Raw genomic sequence first — 20,288 nt, 5'->3', positions numbered from 1 at the left:
TGAGCCAAAAAAAACAAAGAACGAATAAGCATGTGAGCAAAATCTTATGTGCAAAGTGTTTGCTGAAAATTTCATTTCGACTCATTTCTCTTATCTTTCTGCCTTACATAATCACTAGGAATGACCCCAAACTGCTTTTTGAAACATTTTGCAAAATAGGATGCTGTATTAAAGCCAGTCATATACATAATTTCCTTCACAGACAAATCACTTGTTTCAAATAACTGTACCGCTCTTTTTAATCGGATGTTCCTAATAAATTCACTGGAAGACAACCCTGTTATTTCCTTAAGTTTTAAATACAAGTTACTTCGGCTATGCCCCATTTCCTTAACCAACATTTCAACGCTAAAATCGGTATTCATCATATTTTCCTCTACAATATCAATAGCTTGTTGCAAAAAGCGCTCATCAGTAGAAGTTACCGTTACTTCCTTGGGCTGTAAAGTTATCTCCCTATTAAAACGCTGACGCATAATATCACGGTTTTTTATGATGTTCTTGAGCTTAAGTTGAAGCAATTCTGTATCAAAAGGCTTTCGAATATAGTCATCAGCGCCATTTTCACGACCTTTAAGCTCTGTTTCCTGAGACATTTTTGCAGTTAAAACAACTACCGGAATGTGACTGGTTGTTTTGTTTGTTTTCAACTTTTCGCATAGTTCCAAACCATCCATAATAGGCATTATCAAATCTGTAATAATGATGTTTGGAATGATTTTACTGGCAACATGAAAGCCTTCTTCCCCATTTTCAGCCTCATATACAGAATAACTTTTGCTCAATACTTGTTTGATAAACGCCCTAATATCAGCATTATCATCAACTATCAGCAAAATGGGTTTTTTAGATCTGGTTTTTGATATATCGTCATCCAACAATTCGTCATTTATATCAATGGCAAAGGATTCCTTTTCAGAAGAGCGCATTAAAAAATCACTATCGGAAACTTCTTTACACACTATTTCTGGCTGGTTTAAATAAGCTTCTTTATTAATGGGAAGCTTAATGGTAAAACAAGCCCCTTTACCTTTTTCTTTGTTTATTTTGATCGTGCCTTGGTGCAGTTCAATAAGGTTTTTTGTAAGTGCCAAGCCTATACCTGTTCCTCCAGGGTTTTTCTTGTTTTTTTCATCTTCTGAATAAAAACGTTCAAAAATTTTATTGATTTTATCTTCTGGAATCCCCAAGCCCGAATCTGACACCTGAATCACCACGACATTTTGATGGCTAATGTCTGAATCTGTATCTTCTGAAATCTCAATGCTGATTTGCCCGTATTCTGGTGTAAACTTAAAAGCATTGGATAGCAAATTATTGATTATTTTTTCCAAAGCATCATGATCAAACCATGATATAAGGGTGGTGGAGGATGTTTTAACATGGAAATCAACAAGTTGTTTATGGGCCAAAAACTGAAAAGGTTCTGCTACTTCCTTGATAAAGGCTACAATATCACTTTTTCGAACCACCAGTTTCATTTTGCCCTGATTGATTTTCCTGAAATCCAATAGCTGGTTTACCAAGCGCATCAAATAGTTTGAGTTTTTTTGCATCAGCCCATATTGCTCCTCTATTTCTTTCTGGCTTATATTTTTACCGTTTTTCTGCAAATATTCAAGTGGACCTTTTATAAGCGTTAAAGGCGTTCTAAACTCATGGGAAACATTGGTAAAAAACTCTAGTTTTATTCTTTGGAGCTCTTCGTTTTTTTCATTTTCAATATGTTCCAATTCCAGTTGATGCTTTTTGGTTGTTTTAATAATCGTGAACCTTCTGTACAAAAGCAACGCACCTAAAAACAGGAGCCCATAAATGACATAAGCTAAATTGGTAAGATAAAACGGCGGAATTACTTCAATTTTCAATTCTGAAGGCGTGGAGTCCCAAATACCATCATTGTTACTGGCTTTAACTTTCAATGTATAATTGCCAGGAGCTATATTGGTGTAAGTGGCAAACCGCTTTTTTGAGGTGGTATAAACCCAGTCTTTATCAAACCCTTCCAGTATGTAGGCGTATTGGTTTTTGCGCGGTGCCGCATAATGCAGTGCAGCAAATTCAAATGAAAAACTATTTTCAGAATATTTTAAATGAATTTCAGTAACTTGATTTATTGGCTTTTCAAGTAGTACACGTCCATTAACCTTTTCACCTATTTTTATTGGTTTATTGGATATTGAAAAATCTGTAATGACCGTTTCGGCCTCATAATTATTATCGATAATAGCTTCGGGATAGAAGGCATTGAAACCGTTAATCCCGCCAAAAAGAAGCTCACCATTTTCAAGTTTTAAGCGCGCCAATTCTTGAAATTCATTACTTTGCAGGCCATCATTGACATCATAATTCTTAAAAGATTCTGTGGTTGGATTGAATTTTGAAAGCCCTTTATTTGTTGAAATCCATAAATTTCCGTCCTTGTCTTCCAAAATACCTTTGATAACATTGTTGGGCAGCCCGTGGGCAGCTTTATAGGCCACAAACCTTTCATCTGTAGTATTGGTAGCTGGGATATATTTATTGACGCCCCCACCAAAAGTACCTATCCACATGGTGCCATTGCCACTTTCATACAGTTCAAGGATATAATTGTGACTAATGCTTTCATAATCTTCTGCGCTATGCTTATAGACTATAAATTGAGGCTTGTTTTTATCCACTTCCTTTTGGGGCAGTTTACACAAACCATTGCTTGTTGCAAACCAAATGCTCCCTTTGCTGTCTTCATAAATATTACGGATGATATTACTTGAAATACTTGACGAATCTTTCCTAGAACTCAAAAACACGTCCTTTTTATATGGTTCATTTTCCCCTTGATACAACCATCGATGCACCCCACCGTTATATGTTCCTATCCATACATTTTTGTGGCTATCTTGTAGGATAGAAAAAACGCTGTGGGTTACATCTTCATCTTCCTCTATGCTATTTTCATTGATGCTTTTAGGGTTTGAAATGTCCAACATATACAACCCCGGCGTGGCTTCTGCACCAATAAAAAGCTTTTTCTTCCCTGCTTTTTCAACCTCAGCCAAGGCAAATGGTTTTGAAATATCTTCAAAATTCACAAAACCAGAATAGTTTTTTTCAGTTTGCGGAAGCATGTTCAATCCACCACCTTCTGTACCAATCCACAAATTGCCATTGCTATCCTCAAACATGGCCCTTATTTTATCATAACTAAGACTTCTAGGATCTAATGTTTTTCTAATATGTTTAAAAGGTTTTCTATCTGGGTCAAAATTATTAACCCCTCCGCCATTGGTACCTACCCAAATGATGCCTGTATGATCTATAAATAATGATTTTACAATATTCTTGCTGATGTTATTAGGGTTTCTGGGGTCGTACACATAACGCTCTTTAAAGTCTGGTTTTTGGTTTTTGTTATCAGTAGTGAAATGCAGGAGTCCGTTATTGGTCCCTGTCCAGATATGGTGACCACTGACGGTTATTGCATTAAAAAACCCATCAAAAAACTTTTCTAAGGTATTGGATTCCTTTTCTGTTTGAAGCATGTACAAACCATTGCTGCAGCCTATTATTAAACGTCCAAAAGCATCTTCATCAATACTTCTCACCGCTTTGCTTGGCAAGCCAATAATGGTATTCATTAATTTAAAATAAATATCACCACTACTGTTTAATGACGATTTATAAAGTCCATCTGGACCACCTATCCACAATTGATTTTTGCTATCCTCAAAAATGGTAAAAACCGTATTGGCATCAGAACCCGAAACCAAGGCATCTTGATTTAAACTAAAACGCTTGAACACCGGGGAGTCAAGAGGTTTATTCAAATCCAATACGCTTACCCCTTTATTGGTCCCTACCCACAATTTGTTTTTGGTATCTATATAAACATCGGTTATATGGTCATTGCCTAAGCTGTTCAAATTTCCTTCTTCATGTACAAAATGCAAAAAAGTTTCTGATGATTTATCAAAATAATTCAACCCATGCCCTGTAGTTCCCAACCATAAATTCCCTTTGCTATCGGCAGTTAATGCAAATATCAAATTACTATTGATACTATTGGGGTTGTTTGAATCTGGGTTATAAATAGTGAAATTATAGCCGTCATATTTATTAAGCCCATCATGTGTGGCAAACCACATAAAACCTTGATTATCTTGACAAATGTCATTTACATCACTTTGAGACAACCCGTTATCAGTAGTTAAATGATGAAAATATATTGGATTCTGAGCAGCTATCTTACTTAGAAAAGAAACTAAACACAGAAAAATCAAAAACTTGAAAAATGAAATGGTTTTACACATAATAAAATCATAGAATGGTCTATATTCAAATATATCACTTAATTAATGTGTGACATATTATTTTAGACGGATAAATCCTGATTAAACCATTTGTTATTTATTTCAACCCATACGTTTCATTAACATGATTGATTTTCGCTAATGTTTCAAAATATTTTGATTACACATTTTCTACTAAAAACAGATCCAATTTAAAAATTAATTACTTTATCCAATGCCTCATCTGTATCACTTTGAAGAAAATTTGATTGATAAAGTATCGTAGTTGTAACCGAAGAATGTCTGTATAGTTTTTGTAACATCTGGATGGGTATTTTGTCTCCAGAAATATTTCCAAAGCTATGCCGAGCGATATGCATGCTCATTTTTTTGTCTATTCCAGCCTTTTCGGCAACTAATTCCAGTCTTCGATTAAAATTCCGTGTCGCCGTTTTTATTCTGGTTCTAATCAATCTATTGTCATTACCATCTACGCCTTCCAGCTCTTTAAACAAAAACACAGAATCTTCATGTCTTTCTAGTTTATCCAAAATCTTTAAGACCTTATCTGGCACTTTTAATGAAACCAATTTATTGTTTTTGTTCATTCGATAATACAAGCGATTATCCATGAAATCCTTCCATTTCAATTGTAGTACATCACTAACTCTAATACCGGCAAAATAAAAACTTAACAACCAAGCAGATAATGCATAATCTTGAGCTTTTGTTAAATCTTTGATATTTTCTAATTTGGTAATCTCATCACTGTTTAAACCTATCTTTTTGGTTTCAGGAAATTTTATTTGGTATTTTCCTTTTCCAAAGGGATATAGTTTACCATCCACAGTGGAGTTTGTTATTGCTAAATTAAAAATGGTTCTAATGGTAATCATATAATTTACAACAGTGCGGGTTGAGAGATTGCGTTTGCTAAGTAGAAAGTTTTCAAACGTTTTGAGCAATTCTATATTAATTTCACTGAAAAGAAGTTTATCTTTTTCAATAAATTCTTTAAATACTCTTATACGCTTTGTTTCGATATCTAATTGGTGAAATTTTTTTCGATCTTCAATATTTTTTAAATAGACTTTTGCTACTGTAAAAAAATCACCTTCATTATTTGAAACCATTCGTTTCTTTATCTTTTTTGATGACAGATATTCGTCTTTTATTTCAGCATTTAAAAGACTTTTATTTGCTTTGGATAATTTGGTAATAATAAGCTGATTGATTTCTAAATGATCTGGATGAGAATTCTTGACACGACCATTTTTAGAATCCCATTGATTCATTTTTATTGCTTGCCCCAAATAAATATACGAAGGTTTTCTATCCTTAATTATTCGGATAGCTATAGGATGCAGATTCTTAGAATTCTGTCTTTTTATCAAAAAAGGTGATACTGAAGACATAAGTGTTCGGTTTTAGATAAATTTACAATTCTTGAAATTAAAACTCTGCTAAAACATAGCTAAAACATTATATGATATCAAACGCCATCGTTTAACATCATACAATATTCACAAAGCCTTAAATAATTGATTTTAAAGGTATTTACGCTTAAACGATGTACATCACTCTAAATTCATAACCCGGAGGTCGCGGGATCGTGCCCCGCTCTCGCTACAAAACGTAAAGTTCTGAAATGAAACGGTTTGGTTCACTCTAAACCGTTTTTTTATGCAATCTATTTACAATTTTATTACCTTAGGTGTCGAAAATGAACACGATTTGGAACACGATTTAGAACACAACCCTCAATTTTCTGAACCTAAAATTTACGATGCAGACGGCGATCTTACAAAACAGATGCCATATTAATCGATTTTCATATGCCGTTTATTAGCCACGTTGAACTTTTTCCAGACTTATTGCACCCAAATCCAACTGGGGCTAATCAAATTGCAAATATGATAAAGGATGTCATTGATGAGGAAAATATGGTTTACAAGTCAAAATCATCAGCCACCAAATTCAGTAAAAAACAGCTTTAGTTTACATCTATTCAGAAAGGAGAAGCAGGTAAATCTTCATTGTTGTATAAGTTTCCATTGGGTACATTTTTCCAGCCATACCTTACTGGTATAGGGTTGGCTATAGAATCATTGAAAACAACAACCTTACCATTGCTTATCTCTGCTTTCGCAGGAATAAAATGATAATTATTATTTGAAATAACAAAGCCTGTTAGTTCTTTATCTTTGTATTTTGGGTGCACTTCATTTCTATTCAGTTTGTATTTGCTAAATTAGGTGCTTAGACAACACAACTAATCTTATACAAGACTATTGTAAAACATTACCTGCCGTAAGTTCATATTCTCCCTTGCCCTTCCGTTATAATTATTTTGAGCCTTTGAATTTTGTGTAAGAAGTTTCCATTCATCAATCCAGAGATGAGCGCCTTGCGCAGCCTTGTTTTTCATGCAGTCAAGATCGGTCTGGGTATGCACAAAGGATTGTGCCTATATCAAGCTGGTGAGCCTCAAAAAGATTGCTATAATCCATGTTTTTCGATGTAACATGGCATTATTTACTGTAGGTTTAGTAAAACCTTGTTTTTTAATAATTATTTGGGTTAAAAAGTGATTAAAATTTGAACTAACACAACATAGAAGCTTTTGATTTTTTGATATTTTTAAAGTCCTTTTTGAGCCTAGTTAAAAAGGGTTTCAACAAATTCTCAATGCGAGTTTGGTATGATTTAGAAACTTGAAAAAAAACAAGATAGTTAAAAGATAAAAATGTGAAAGACGGGATAATTATTCCCGTCTTTCATCATTTCTAAGCAATAATGGTTATCACCTTTCCATTAATATCTATTCCTTTACAATCTTCTTAAAAGTACTTCCATTCGTATCAGTAATAGTAAGAATGTAAACACCTTCAGACAAAGCACTAAGGTCTAATGTGTGCTGGTTTTCTCTAGATTTAGTAGCTATCAATAACTTACCCGTGCTACTGTGCAACATTAATTGTACATCTTCATTTTCACTATTAAGAAGTACAGTAAGTTTATCAGATACCGGATTTGGATAGACCTTAAGCTCATCAATATCTAATTGGTTCATATTTGCTGTCTTTTGATCATTAATACCTTTTGCAGAATTATTGCCACCTGGCTCTATCCCATATACAAGTGCTCCTTTATAGTACACCGTGATATGCGCATTCTCTGCAAATGGTGCTTTTGGCAAATAAGAATAGTCATTCAACTCTTCAAATTTAGACCAATCGGTTTTAGTTATCCTGTACTGAATTTCTCCAGTATGACTTAACGGATAGAGTGACCCAACTGCCGAATCTAATGAAATCTCAAAATAAGTGTCTGCTTCTGAAAAGACTGGATTAAGGGCTACAAACTGACCAGATATATTTGATTCATCCAAATCCGCATAGTCTATCCAGTAGTTCAAATCCGATTCACTGTCTTTTGTAAACCAATATCTGATAATCAGATCATTATATTCTACTGGAACATTTCCCTCATTTACAAGCTTCAGGTAAGTATTTATCGTACTGGTGCTAGTTTTATTATTCTTATTTTCAGAATATACTTTCAAGCTCAAATCTGTATTAATCTGTGCTGGTTCTGTTCCCGAAATCAGGTATCCGTTCCGGTACAGGGTGATGTGGTCGTTGGCGTCATAAGCCGAATTTGATTGATAAGAATAATCATTTGATTCATCAAAATTTGCCCAGTCGGTGTTGGATAGTCTTGACTGGATCTCCCCTGAATTACCACTAGCATCCAGCATGGTTGCAACGGAATCAAAACGATATTCCACATAGCCTAAAGCGCCGTCATGCGGTTTTTCCAAAGCTACATAATTCATAGAAACCAAATCAGTACCCAAATCAGCATAATCGATCCAGGTATTGATGCCCGCAAAATTTTCAGCTGTAAACCAGTAGCGAACCGATAGTTCACTATAGGCAACACTTATAGCATCGTTGTTTTCAATTTGCAAATGAGGTTTAATATGACCATTTGATGTCTTTCCATTGTCACCATCCTTATACAGCACATTGAGACTCAAAGGCAATACCGTAAAAGTTTGGCTAACTTCCTCTGTAGGATAGTAAATACTATCACCTACATTCGAAGCCGTGATAACACTTGTACCCACTCCATTGATATGCAGTTTGTTTCCATCAACAATGGTAGCTATTGTGGTATCGGAACTACTGTATGTAATCGGCAAACCTGAGCTTGCAACAGCTGTAAGTTCAAAATCGGCATCACCAATGTATTTCACAGGTATAGAACCAAAATCAATAGTTTGATTCTTCCTAATCATTAACTCCACAGTATAAGTACTGGAACCATAATAATTGGTAGCGGTTATATCTACAGAAAAAGTTCCTGCTGCTTGTGGTACACCGGAAATAAAACCGGTACAAGCATCAATACTTAATCCCTCCGGCAATCCGGTAGCCACGAAATCTTCCGGCAAATCAGAAGCCACGGTCAAATAATGGAATTCTGAACCGTATGTCCCTTCTACAATACTGTCACTACTAAATTCCGGTAAACGCGCTGGCAGCCCATAAAATTCGAGTTCAGCAATGCTCCCGTAACCGTTTGGCGAAAAGCACCGAACATAACGATACCCCCCGCTATTGGAAATAGTTTGTTCCGTCATCACCCATTCAGCGGGTCTTGGAATAAAAAATAGTGTTTCAGCATCACTGAAATCGGGGGTATTGGCGCCTTGAATCTGCGATCCGTTCATACGGTGTGAATGACTGGGACGTGGCGCGTAACGCACTTTCGTGATTACACTCCTGCCATCATCACCCAAATCGTACCCTACCCATGCGGTACTAGTCGGCGCATCGAAATACGTCCCTATATCCCCATCTACTGCTGCTTCTTTGGTGGTAGCGGGGTTATTGCCCCCAGAACCATCCGTACCTATTAACATACCTGAAAGTTTCCTTCCCAACCAAGGGCTCGAAGGCGATGAATCCGCACTTTCGCCCACGTTATTAATAGTCGATACGGTGTAGAAATATTTTTCGCAGTTTACTGCTGTTGTATCTATGTAGCTCGTATCAACTACGTTAGCAATTACCTCAAATGGACCTTCTACATCCGTAGCCCTTTTGATATTATAACCGTTTCCTCCCAACGCGGCGGTCCAACTTAATGACACCTGATTATTTCCTGCCTCTGTATAAAGGTTATTCGGAGCTGCAGGTGGCAAATATGCAAAAGCCATTTCTGCTATATCTGAAGCGCCCAATGCCTCACTGTAGATCCTGAAATCATCTACCTGCCCTGCTAACAAAGGGTCAGGATATTGTGCCTTTCCGATCCAGTTTTGGGACGTACTGCCCAAGCTGGACGGATTAAGAGTCATATTAGTATTTCGGCCTACTTCTACGCCGTCCAAATAAAGAATGGCAGTAGTACCGGATTGCGTCACGGCCAGGTGATACCATCTGCTTATGATTAAAGTAGCACTTGTATTTATTTGCTGCTCTCCGCCACCATTTTTAATAGCGTACCGCAATCTGCCGTTGGATCCATTTTTTGGTGTGATAAACATGTAGTTGCTTGTTCCAGAACCAAAGTCAAAGAGACGTGCCCAGTTGTCCACTTTATCAAGCTTTACCCAGGTGGTGATGCTAAAGTCCGTCAAAGAACTTACTATCCCTTCAGAGAGTGTAACATACCCATCGCTTCCGTTCAAACTCACGCCATTATCTATCAGGCCCTCTGTAAATGCTGCTCCTGAACTAAGAGTTCCCACATTATCACCCCAGGAGTCCGCAGCACTTGTACCTGTTGTTTCATTAAATTTCAAATAGGCAACACGACCCCCGTTAGGAGTCCCGTTTATCTCTTCGCTATAAGCGCTTTCTCCAAGAGGTGTGGTAGCAGTTACTACATAATAGTAAGCAGATTCATTAAGCACTTCCGTGTCCAAAAATTCATTGACTAAAGATGTTCCAACTTGTGTATAAGGCCCACCAGAAACGTCTGATCTATAAACCGTATAGCTGGTAGCTCCCTGAGAATCGTTCCACTTCAGGGTAATCTTGTTATTGCCAGGTGCGGCCAGTAGGGAAACAGGCGCTACGGCAGGAAAATCCACCGCATTGAAAAGCGAGTCCACCTCTGCAGCTTCTAGCGTCCTGCTATAAATTCTAAAATCATCAACCAGACCTTCTAACAACGGATCAGGATATTGTGATTTACCAATCCAATTTTGGGTAGTATTGCCCAGACTGGATGGATTAAGGGTCATATTATCATTTCTACCTACTTCCACGCCATCCAAATAAAGAATAGCCGTAGTGCCGGATTGTGTTACAGCCAGATGATACCATCTCCCGGAGGTTAAAGCAGATCCCGTATTGATTTGTTCTTGGCCTGCTCCATTATTTATACTATAGCGCAAAGTACCAGAATCTCCATTTCTTGGTGTAACAAACATAAAATTGTCTCTTCCTGAACCAAAGTCAAAAACTCGTGCCCAGTTGTCCACTTTATCAAGTTTTACCCAGGTGGTGATGCTAAAGTCCGTCAAAGAACTTACTATCCCTTCAGGAAGTGTCACATGCTCATCGCTTCCATTCAAACGCACTGCATTATCTATCAGACCTTCAGAAAATATAGTACCTGAACTCAAAGCTCCCATATTATCACTCCAGGAATCAGCGGCATCTGGTCCTTCTGTTTCATCAAATTTCCAATAGCTTACTTGCCCAGGTGTTGCCCTCACTTCCAATGAGCTCTCCGATTCTCCAAGCGCATTTATCGCTGTGATCACATAGTAATAGGTTGTATTTGGCGTTACGGTTGTGTCACTATATAAAGTGGTATCAGGACTGTCAATAATGGCATAAGCTCCACCACTCACCGTGGCACGTTTTACATGATAGCTAGTTGCACTTAAGCTTGCATTCCACGATAGATCAATCTGCTGCCCAGATACCGACTGAGCGGTTACTTCTTCGGGTGCCAGTGCAATAGCCAATTCTGGCGCAACACTTATCTCTAAAGAATTGACACTCTCTCCCGAAAGGTTATCAGCAGACACCACATAATAATAAGTAGTACCATTTTCTAACCCTGTATCCTGATATTCCATTTTATTAAGATTGGCTGCTATAGTTGTATAAGGCCCGCCACTGGTTGTAGAGCGCTTTAAGGTATAGCTGGAAGCTCCAGTTACCTCATCCCAATCCAGCATGTTCTGGGTATTGCCAGATGATGCCGTAAAGTTGGCAGGCGCCTCAGGTGCACTGCTATCAAGTCCTGTGACCGTAACGTGATCAAACCTCGTTTCATTCAATGAAGTAGCATTCCCCGAACAGTTGAAAAGCCCCACGTACACATTCTCTGCCATTTCGATTGTATGGCTACCTACTTCAAACCAAACATCCTTGTTGTTGGACTCATAAACGGTAAAAGTATTTCCAACCCGGGAAATTCTGAACCAGATTTTGGGGCGCCAGGTGTAACGGTTTCCATCTACAAACCACATGTTTGCCCCTGTTTCGGTACGTAATCCCATTCCAGCGATACGCCAACCGCCATCACCAATTTTCATCAGTACCGTCTTGGCATCGGGATCTAGCGATTCACGGATCATAATCCCTGTTTTTTGCAAACCTCCAAAGTCTTTCACCCTTGCAGTTAGCGTTACATCGCCTGAAGCCATTCCGTAAGTGAATCCCATAGAATCGAAATTTCCTTTTCCTATCCAACCCGCTCCTTTGGTAATAAAACTATGTCCGGTATTAACCTCGGCATAAACAGCTTCACCTTCAACACTCTGGATGCCTATGTCTGTTCTGGTCCATCCCGTTGGCAGTTCTTGTACCGCTTCCCTAGGCGTGGCTGAGATCTCAACCGACTCAGGCCCATCACCCACTTCGTTCCTGGCGGAAACCACATAATAGTACGTCGTGCCGTTTTCGACACCAAAATCGGTAAATCCTGGGGCTGTATTGCCCGTCCAGGAAGCTATGGTCGTATATGGTCCACCCGAACTTGTCGAACGTTTAACAGTAAACCCTTCGGCGTCCATGGTCTCTATAGCATTCCAAATCAATTCAACCCTGCCGATGCCCTCTAGTACTGTAAGACCTTGCAGCTGTCCTGGAGGTGCTGTAAAGGCTAGTGGGGAAGCGGCTGCATCCAGCGTAAAAGTGAGCGTACCATGACCCAACTGGTCATTGGTACTGCCAGCAAATCGCATGATCTGTGCCATGGCTTCAACATGAGGTGCTTCCAGTCCCTGTTTTACCACATAATGATTATAAACTATTTCCCAAACAGGTTGATCAAAATATCTTCCCAGTTGATTGCTGGCTACCCAGCGGTGCCCGCGGTTGGCACAGGTGTTTAATTCTTCAAAAAATGGTGCATCGAGCGAAAGTGCTCCAGTACGGGCCGCAAATTCGGCACCTTTCAGAAACCTATTGTCGTCATAGCCATACAGATCCACTCCCTGGTTCCAGGCCATTTGGCAAGAATTGGCCATCAACCCGATACCCAACAAAGCATGTGACTGGTCCCTTCCGGATTCCTGATATTGACCAAAATCTCCCTGAACAAAAGGGATGGCGTTATGAATATTACCACTACCAACTCCATTTTTAAAATACTCAATTCCCTCATTAAAAATATCCCGGTCATCCACCAGAATACCGATAGCAATCAGTGCAGAAACATTGTTCAAGTCCCAATTTGCCCAATAATATGTGGGGCAGGTACCTCTATGGTAGGTCAGGAAGTCGTGGCTTACAGGATAGAAATACTCCTTCATCATAAACTTAAACTTCTCAAAGTCCTCTGGAGCCCAGCCCTCATAGAGCCTCATGATCTCAGCCCCCATGGCCATAGCTGTAAAACCTATACCTCCAAGTCCCAATATATCTGTAGTTCCTCCAGAGGGTATTTGGTTAACGGTATTGGCATAGGCCATGTATATGCTTATAGCCTTTTCTGCATGGGCTACGTCCCCAGAGATGTACCAGCGGAGCGCGTTCAGGTAAGCCGCCTGTGCGTCCCTGTTCATGTTTTGCCTATAGTTCGCATTTTCTCTAGCGCCACTGGTCATACCATAAGTAGCACTCGACTTCCAGTCGAAAGTCAACGCATTCCAACCCTCTATCCAAGGGCTTTCCCCTGCAGCAACTTTCTCTTTCATGCGGTTGAGCTCTTCCAGTGTATGGAGACCTCCCGGATGCACAAACTCCTGTGCCGTGGCCTGAAAGGCTAGTAAAAAACCAACCAAAAAGAGGCATAGGTTTTTTGTTTTGAGTAGTATTGTTTTCATTGTTTATAATTAATTTATGTTCTATAATTTTAGAACGTTAAACAAAATTTGTACAAAAATTAACTCTTATTATCAGTAAAATTTTTATGCTTGTTTTTTTATTTAGAATTATTTAGTTAGTGGTAGTTGAATCAATATAATTTTCAAAAGTTTAATCCTTTGGATAAGTTAAAATTAGAAACACCCCTTAATTAAGGGGTGTTTCTAAAAAATAAATATTTAGTTTTTAACTAATTTAATCCATTTTCCTAAAAAGTAATTACCTTTTGAATCCCTACCTTTCAAGTTGCCTAAGAAACCTATCGACACTACTTGCGAAGTTTCCACAGTAAAATCGAGTGTTGCCTCTCCTGCAAAGCTTGGCGAAGTCTCACCAATCGTAGCTCCATTATAAAGCATAACGGACGCCAATGCTGTTGAAATATTGGCCAGATTGGGAATACCATTTCCTCCTGCCGCAACTTCTAAATAAACCGAAGAATCCATTTGAGTTTCAGAATAATAATTAAGTGTTATCGTATAACTCCCAACTGGCAACGCAAAAGATGTTGGTTGATAGATTATACCGTTATCGACTGGTGTATTGCCCCATGTTTCCCAGCATATATATCCTTCACGACCATTCCATTGTTCACGTCCCCAGCCACCAATACCGCTCTTATTCTTTCCAGCGCTATTTGTTATCCATGGTTCCGAAAGTATTCTATATCTACCAGTACCACTATCTTCACTAAATCCAAACCCTCCTCCTTGAGCATCTACAACTCCAGTATTTGCTAAGAAATAAGGTGTAATATCACCAGACGCAGTAGGATTTATCATTACGGTAGAGCCTACTACGGTAGAACCTCCTATGGTAAGGTCTATATATCCTGTCGCAAACCCTTCAGGAGCAATCACTTTTATTTCATTATCCTGAATTGAAACAATCTCTGCAGTAGTTCCATTGAAAGTAATAACAAGGGCAGTTGCATCAATACCAAAATTACTTCCGATAATGGTAACCACATCTCCAGGGAAAGTGATATTTGAACCATTTTCAGCCTTGGTGGAATCCATTTTTGGCAATTGTTTTACCGCATAGCTGCCTATGGAATCTTTAACATGTGTCCATACCTGAACAGAGAGTTTCCCATTGGTTGCACCTTGGGGAACTCTTACTTCCATTATGTTCTCTTGATAACTCACAAAGTCGGTAACGAGTTCTCCATTGAAGCTTATTTTTGCAGCTTCAAATCGATCTCCAAAATTACTTCCCGTAATGGTAACTATAGAACCTGGATATCCTTCACTTGGGGAAAACCCATCTACAGTAATTTCGGGGTATGTTACTAGATCAGGATCGTACTCTTCCTGACACGAAACTATAGCCACAAATATACTGGCTAAGGCCAAAATACCTATTTTATATCTAAAACTTAATTTTTTCATTTGTTCTTTTTTAAAATATTACACACTACGAGATTAATACCCTGGGTTTTGTAGAAGACTACCATTTAAGTTGATTTCTTCAACAGGAATAGGAATTAAATAATTTTTACGAGCCCAGCTTCTGTTACTACTTGGATCAACTACTATCGCTCTCTTAGGTCCTTCGGCCGTGTACTGTTTTACGGCTTCCCCAAATTGAAATTTCGATGGATCGTACAAATCCGTATTGGTTTCATAGTCAGTACCTTCTATAATAGGTCCGAAAAGTGGTGCACTTAACACTTCTTCAGCTATACCCCATCTCTTTAAGTCGTTAAACCTATTATTTTCCTGAAACAACTCTACTGTTCTTTCTCTTCTAATTTCTTCTAGAATATTCAAACTATAGGTAGTAGCCAATTGATTGGTTAACGGAGCTACACCAGCACGTCCTCTTACCAAATTTAAGGACTCATTCAATTGTCCATCAGTAATCGCTCCATTTAATTCATATAAGGCTTCTGCATACGTTAAGTACACTTCTGCAAACCTGATAATTGGAAAATCTGATGACTCTGTGGCCGCTTCCCTATAATTTGGATAGTTATAAGACCTGAATTTACGGTTCCAATAAGGAACTCCTCCTTCTAAAAGTTTTGGTGTTTCTTCTGATATTTCCACCTCTTGTTCGTTACCGCCAGCATATGCATATAGCCTGTAATCACGATCAAACCATTGCTCATAGTTTGACTTGTACCCTTGAAATAACGGGGATTTATCGATTGGCAAACCGTCTGTCATAAGGAACATATCCAAAAAATTCTGGTTTATTGACGAGTAATAAGAAGCGTGACTAATATTAGTACGTCCTTGACGTAGCACAACATCATATTTACTATACAATATAAACTCCTTGTTCGTTGACTTGTCCAGTCCAGCTGGATTAGATCCAGCATCCTCTAAGTTAAAGAGGTAGTACATGCTCAAATTATTTAGCTCTTCATTGTAGTTCCACAACTCAAAATTACCGCTATCCATAACACTTTTAGATAAATCTGCGGCTTGTTGAAACATGTCGTTCATAGAAGGATACCCTGTAGGCTTTGTCGATCCTGCTCCATTAGTAGTTCCATCCCCATCGGTCGAAGTGCCTACATATTTTTCCCAAGTAGCTTCAAACAAAAGTGATTTTGCCAATAATGACTGTGCGGCTTCCTTGCTTATGTGGCCTTTATCACTAGAGGCTATATTTGCTTCATTGGGCAAACCTTCAATAGCCCCTTCTAAATCGCTCTTTACCTGAAACAGTAACTCGTAACGGGAGTTTCTTCTACTAGATAATTCTGGAGAATCTACATCCAACACAGTTGTTACAATAGGTACCCCACCAAACCTTTGGAGTAGAAAGAAATAATGATACGCCCTAAAAAATTTAGCGGCTGCAACATATTGTTCAATCTCTTCAGGTGCTCCAGAATATTCGTTGCCTTTTTGCAAAAGCACATTGGCGTCCCTAATATATTTATAGGAATTAGTCCAAACAAAATCTGTGTTTCCTGGATTAATATTTCCTTGTCCGTAGCCTGTAATAAAGGTGTTCAAGTCAGATCCTCTGTCCAAAAGAAGCCCTTGAGCATCTCCCCAGGCCCACAAACTATTGTACAAACTATTGGCCGCAGTCCTAAAGTGGTCTGGTGTTTTGTAGTAAGATGATTCTGATAGTGCATCTGGCAGTTCTAAATTCAGAAACTCTTTTTCACATGCTGTTAACGAAATTAATATTCCTAACAGCATCCATATAAAATTATTTTTTTTCATTGTTTTCATTTTTTTAGAATGTTATATTTAGACCAAGTGAATAGGTTCTATTAAATGGATACGAGCTATTGCTACTCGATCCAAATTCAGGATCCCAGCCATCTTTAACACTTGTCAATTCAAACAGGTCGTTCCCTGAAAAATAGATACGGAACCTATCCAAAGAACCATTTCCAATTTTAAGGTTTTCTAACGTATAACCAAACACCAATGACTTCAACCTGATATAACGGTTGTTCTGCATCATAAAGTCATTATTTTTCCAGTTCCAATTGGCTCTAGCTGTATGAAATGTCATTCTTGGGTAGGCAGCATTAGGGTTTTCTTCTGTCCAGGTTTTGCCTCTATAAGCTGTAGTTTGGTTATTACCCACTGTAACAAACGGATAAGCCATACCATCGGTTCTTACAATGTTTTGGTTAAGCACACCCTGAAAAAATGTACTCAGGTCAAACCCTTTGTACTGAAAGCCTAAATTGATACCATAGGTGTAGTGAGGAGCGGCATCGCCCATGTATTTAACATCACCATCTCCACCTGCTATAGTCCCAGATCCTAAGATAACATCATCCCCATCCAAATTAACTTTTCTTGTATCTCCTGGGCGTAAACGTACGGCTTCGTTACTGGCATTAGGAATTTCTCCTCCGTTATTAAGTTGTGCATAGTAAGCATCCACTTCTGTTTCATTGGCAAAAAAACCATCTGTCTCATATAGAAAATATGAGTTTAGTGGGTAGCCTTCTATAGTTGAGTTAAGGCCTGCTTTGTATATGCCTACTCCTTCCATGCTTACCAATTTATTATTTGTATCACTCATATTCACAGACACATTATATTTCAAATCGCCTATGTTCGATTTCCATGAAAGCATGGCTTCCCATCCTTTTACTTCCAAAAGCCCACTATTTGTTTTAGGAGCCGTCCCACCTAATAGATCTGGATAGTTCACAGCGATTAACATCCCATCGTTCTTTTTGGTAAAATAATCAAATGATCCAGCTAATTTGTTATCAAAAAGCCTAAACTCAGCACCATAATTCGCCACACTAATTTTTTCCCAAGTACGGGTAAGGCTAGTAAGCCCTTGAATGGATGCGGTAGTTTGAAGGGAAGCACTAGTTCCAAAAACAGCTGACCCCAGATTTATGGCAGACACATAATCATGATTACCAATACCTACCTGTCCACCCATCTCACCATAACTAGCCTTGAACTTAAGAAAGTTCAATACGGAAACATCTTGCATAAATGATTCTTCGGTTACGACCCATCCGGCGGAAGTACCTCCAAAGAACGACCAACGGTAATCAGAATGAAATTTTGAGGTGCCGTCTCTTCTACCTGTAAACTCCAAGAGGTACTTATCTTTGTATCCGTAATTGAAACGTCCTAATTGGGAAAGGAAGCCCCAATTAGAAGATCCTCCTGCATTGGTCACGTTATTTTCAGGAGATGCCACATTCAAGTCATAGACTCCATTATCTTCAAATCCTTGTCTATAGCCATATAAATCATCCGTTTTTCTCAATTCGGAAGTCGTCCCGACCATTACACCAAAGCTATGGTCTTCCCAAAATGTTTTTTTGTAATTAAGAAATGCGCCAAAATTTTGATAGCTAATATCCTTTTTCTTCTTTTCAAAGGAAGAGGTCGTATTGACAGACTCCGGTGCTTTTTCACCAAACCACGTGTACGTGGGTATATTAATCTTATATATTTCTTGATCCAAGAATTCCTTGTCTACACTAGCTGTTGCTCGAAAGTTTAAGTTATCGGTAATATCGTAGGTAACTGCCATATTCAACTTTAATTGATCGGCATATGCCTCATCCCGACCACCTTCTAAAACATTCGCTATTGAGTGTCTATTTCCAGCAACACCAAAATTGGCATACCATTGCCCATACGGGTTTTTAGCAGGAAACAATGGCGGATCATATGCTAATGAAGTAATACCAAGACCTCCTGAAGGACCAGAAACATGAGACCTAAAATAAGAGATACCAGTTTCGATATTTATTTTATCGGAAAGTTTGTAACTATGGTTAAACCTTAGATTATATTGCTTCTTCCCATCATAAGAAGGTTTAAGATTCCCTACATTTTCAGCATATCCGGCAGACACCCTATATTTAGCTCTATCGGAACCTCCCGAAATACTTAAGTTAGTTTGGTTTGAGTAGGACGTACCATACATATCATTAAAACGATTGCCTTCTCCAAGGTAAATATCCCCCCAATATTGGGTGGTATATATACCAGGACCTTCATCTCGCATTCTTACAAGGGTTTCCCTATTTACCCAGCCCCAATACCAAGCAGTACCAGCATATGCCAAATCCTGATCGGTAGCATCGATATTCAAAGCAGCATAATCTCTTAAACCAGAAACAGCTGGTTTAATTCCAATAGCATTGACCCTAAAATTACTGGTTAAGTTTACTTTAATTTCACCAGATTTTCCTCGTTTGGTCTCTACTAAAATCACACCATTGGCTGCCCGAGATCCATAAATAGAAGCCGCTCCATCTTTAAGAACACTTATAGACGCTATGTCATCTGGGTTCATGTTATAAAATGCACTGTCATTCAAAGCAGGAACACCATCAATAACTATTAAAGGTGAGCCTCCATTAACAGAGGTAACACCTCTAATTTGTAATTTAAGACCCTCATTACCAGGTCTGGAAGAACCACGGGTTACTACCAATCCAGGGGTTTGACCTTGAAGAGACAATGCTGGGTTGGTTATCGCCCTATCCTCAAAAGCTGCTGCGGAAATTGTTTCAATTGCCCCAGTTAGTGTTGCCTTCTTTTGTTGTCCATATCCCACAATTACTACTTCTTCCAACAGCGCATTGTCCTCTTCCAATGCTATATTAATAACACTTTGATTGTTTACAGGAACTTCTACAGTCTTAAATCCTATAAAGGATATCATCAATACGGCATTGGCTGGATCGTTCACTTCTATTTCGTAATCGCCGTCAAAGTTGGATACGACTCCTTTTGAAGTTCCTTTTACCATTACCGTTGCACCTGGCAATGGTTGGCCATCTGAGGCTGACGTAATTTTTCCGGTGACTTTCGTTAAAATTATGTCCACTTCCGTGCTAATGTCATCCGGAAGGGCATGCAGATTGCTAAACATACTACATAGCAAAAAAACACCAATGAGACTGCCCATTCGTGATTTCACTTTAGCAAAATAAGTTTTTTTCATAAAAATTTAGTTTTAGTTAATATTTAGTTTTTAGTCTTTTTCTTGTATTTGCTTTACAATTAATTTCCTTAATTATAGAAGAAACCAACAGTTCGCTTTTTAACAAAAATTTATAAAGAATTTAGATTACAATGATAATTACATCAGTCTTCATACGGTATCAATTATAGCTCAATATTGATAAATTATCACTCATTTTATAGTTACAACACGATTTAAAGTGTTATAAACACTACAATACCCGCGTTTAAACTGAAATAAA

8 protein-coding genes are annotated in these 20,288 nt (G+C 38.4%); 1 reads left to right on the top strand and 7 read right to left on the bottom strand.

Annotated features, from left to right (window positions below; genetic code table 11):
• Positions 1-71: 71 nt before the first annotated feature.
• Positions 72-4,292: a two-component regulator propeller domain-containing protein gene (locus tag RHP49_13490; GenBank protein WNH11907.1), complete on the bottom strand. Its 4,221-nt coding sequence runs from the start codon at positions 4,290-4,292 to the stop codon at positions 72-74.
• A 191-nt stretch (positions 4,293-4,483) separates the two neighbouring features.
• Positions 4,484-5,686: a site-specific integrase gene (locus tag RHP49_13485; GenBank protein ID WNH11906.1), complete on the bottom strand. Its 1,203-nt coding sequence runs from the start codon at positions 5,684-5,686 to the stop codon at positions 4,484-4,486.
• A 268-nt stretch (positions 5,687-5,954) separates the two neighbouring features.
• Between RHP49_13485 and RHP49_13480 the strand changes: the two genes are divergently transcribed.
• A complete protein-coding gene (locus RHP49_13480) occupies positions 5,955-6,095 on the top strand; it encodes a hypothetical protein (protein WNH11905.1) in 141 nt (46 codons plus the stop codon).
• Between the two features lie 184 nt (positions 6,096-6,279).
• Here the strand turns inward: RHP49_13480 and RHP49_13475 are convergent, their stop codons facing one another.
• The 5 genes from RHP49_13475 to RHP49_13455 all read right to left on the bottom strand — a co-directional run bounded on the left by RHP49_13475 (position 6,280) and on the right by RHP49_13455 (position 20,026).
• Positions 6,280-6,492, bottom strand: coding sequence for a hypothetical protein (locus tag RHP49_13475; GenBank protein ID WNH11904.1), 213 nt, complete (start codon positions 6,490-6,492; stop codon positions 6,280-6,282).
• Between the two features lie 600 nt (positions 6,493-7,092).
• Entirely contained in the window at positions 7,093-13,572 is a 6,480-nt protein-coding gene (locus tag RHP49_13470; protein WNH11903.1) for a LamG-like jellyroll fold domain-containing protein, read from the bottom strand.
• A 219-nt stretch (positions 13,573-13,791) separates the two neighbouring features.
• Complete coding sequence (locus RHP49_13465; protein WNH11902.1) at positions 13,792-15,003, bottom strand: DUF5013 domain-containing protein; 1,212 nt, start codon at positions 15,001-15,003, stop codon at positions 13,792-13,794.
• A gap of 33 nt (positions 15,004-15,036) precedes the next feature.
• Positions 15,037-16,800: a RagB/SusD family nutrient uptake outer membrane protein gene (locus RHP49_13460; GenBank protein WNH11901.1), complete on the bottom strand. Its 1,764-nt coding sequence runs from the start codon at positions 16,798-16,800 to the stop codon at positions 15,037-15,039.
• Positions 16,801-16,813: 13 nt separating this feature from the next.
• Positions 16,814-20,026 carry a TonB-dependent receptor gene (locus RHP49_13455; protein WNH11900.1) on the bottom strand — a complete coding sequence of 1,071 codons (3,213 nt, stop codon included), beginning with the start codon at positions 20,024-20,026 and terminating at the stop codon, positions 16,814-16,816.
• Between the last annotated feature and the right edge of the window lie 262 nt (positions 20,027-20,288).

Source organism: Flavobacteriaceae bacterium HL-DH10 (assembly GCA_031826515.1).
GTDB lineage: Bacteria > Bacteroidota > Bacteroidia > Flavobacteriales > Flavobacteriaceae > Thalassobellus > Thalassobellus suaedae.
This window is presented reverse-complemented; position numbering and strand designations above follow the sequence as displayed.

Bases quoted from the DNA above. Each gene is read 5' to 3' on its own strand.
- RHP49_13465 (WNH11902.1), bottom strand. From the start codon at position 15,003: ATGAAAAAATTAAGTTTTAGATATAAAATAGGTATTTTGGCCTTAGCC.
- RHP49_13460 (WNH11901.1), bottom strand. From the start codon at position 16,800: ATGAAAAAAAATAATTTTATATGGATGCTGTTAGGAATATTAATTTCG.
- RHP49_13470 (WNH11903.1), bottom strand. From the start codon at position 13,572: ATGAAAACAATACTACTCAAAACAAAAAACCTATGCCTCTTTTTGGTT.
- RHP49_13485 (WNH11906.1), bottom strand. From the start codon at position 5,686: ATGTCTTCAGTATCACCTTTTTTGATAAAAAGACAGAATTCTAAGAAT.
- RHP49_13480 (WNH11905.1), top strand. From the start codon at position 5,955: ATGCAATCTATTTACAATTTTATTACCTTAGGTGTCGAAAATGAACAC.
- RHP49_13490 (WNH11907.1), bottom strand. From the start codon at position 4,292: ATGTGTAAAACCATTTCATTTTTCAAGTTTTTGATTTTTCTGTGTTTA.
- RHP49_13455 (WNH11900.1), bottom strand. From the start codon at position 20,026: ATGAAAAAAACTTATTTTGCTAAAGTGAAATCACGAATGGGCAGTCTC.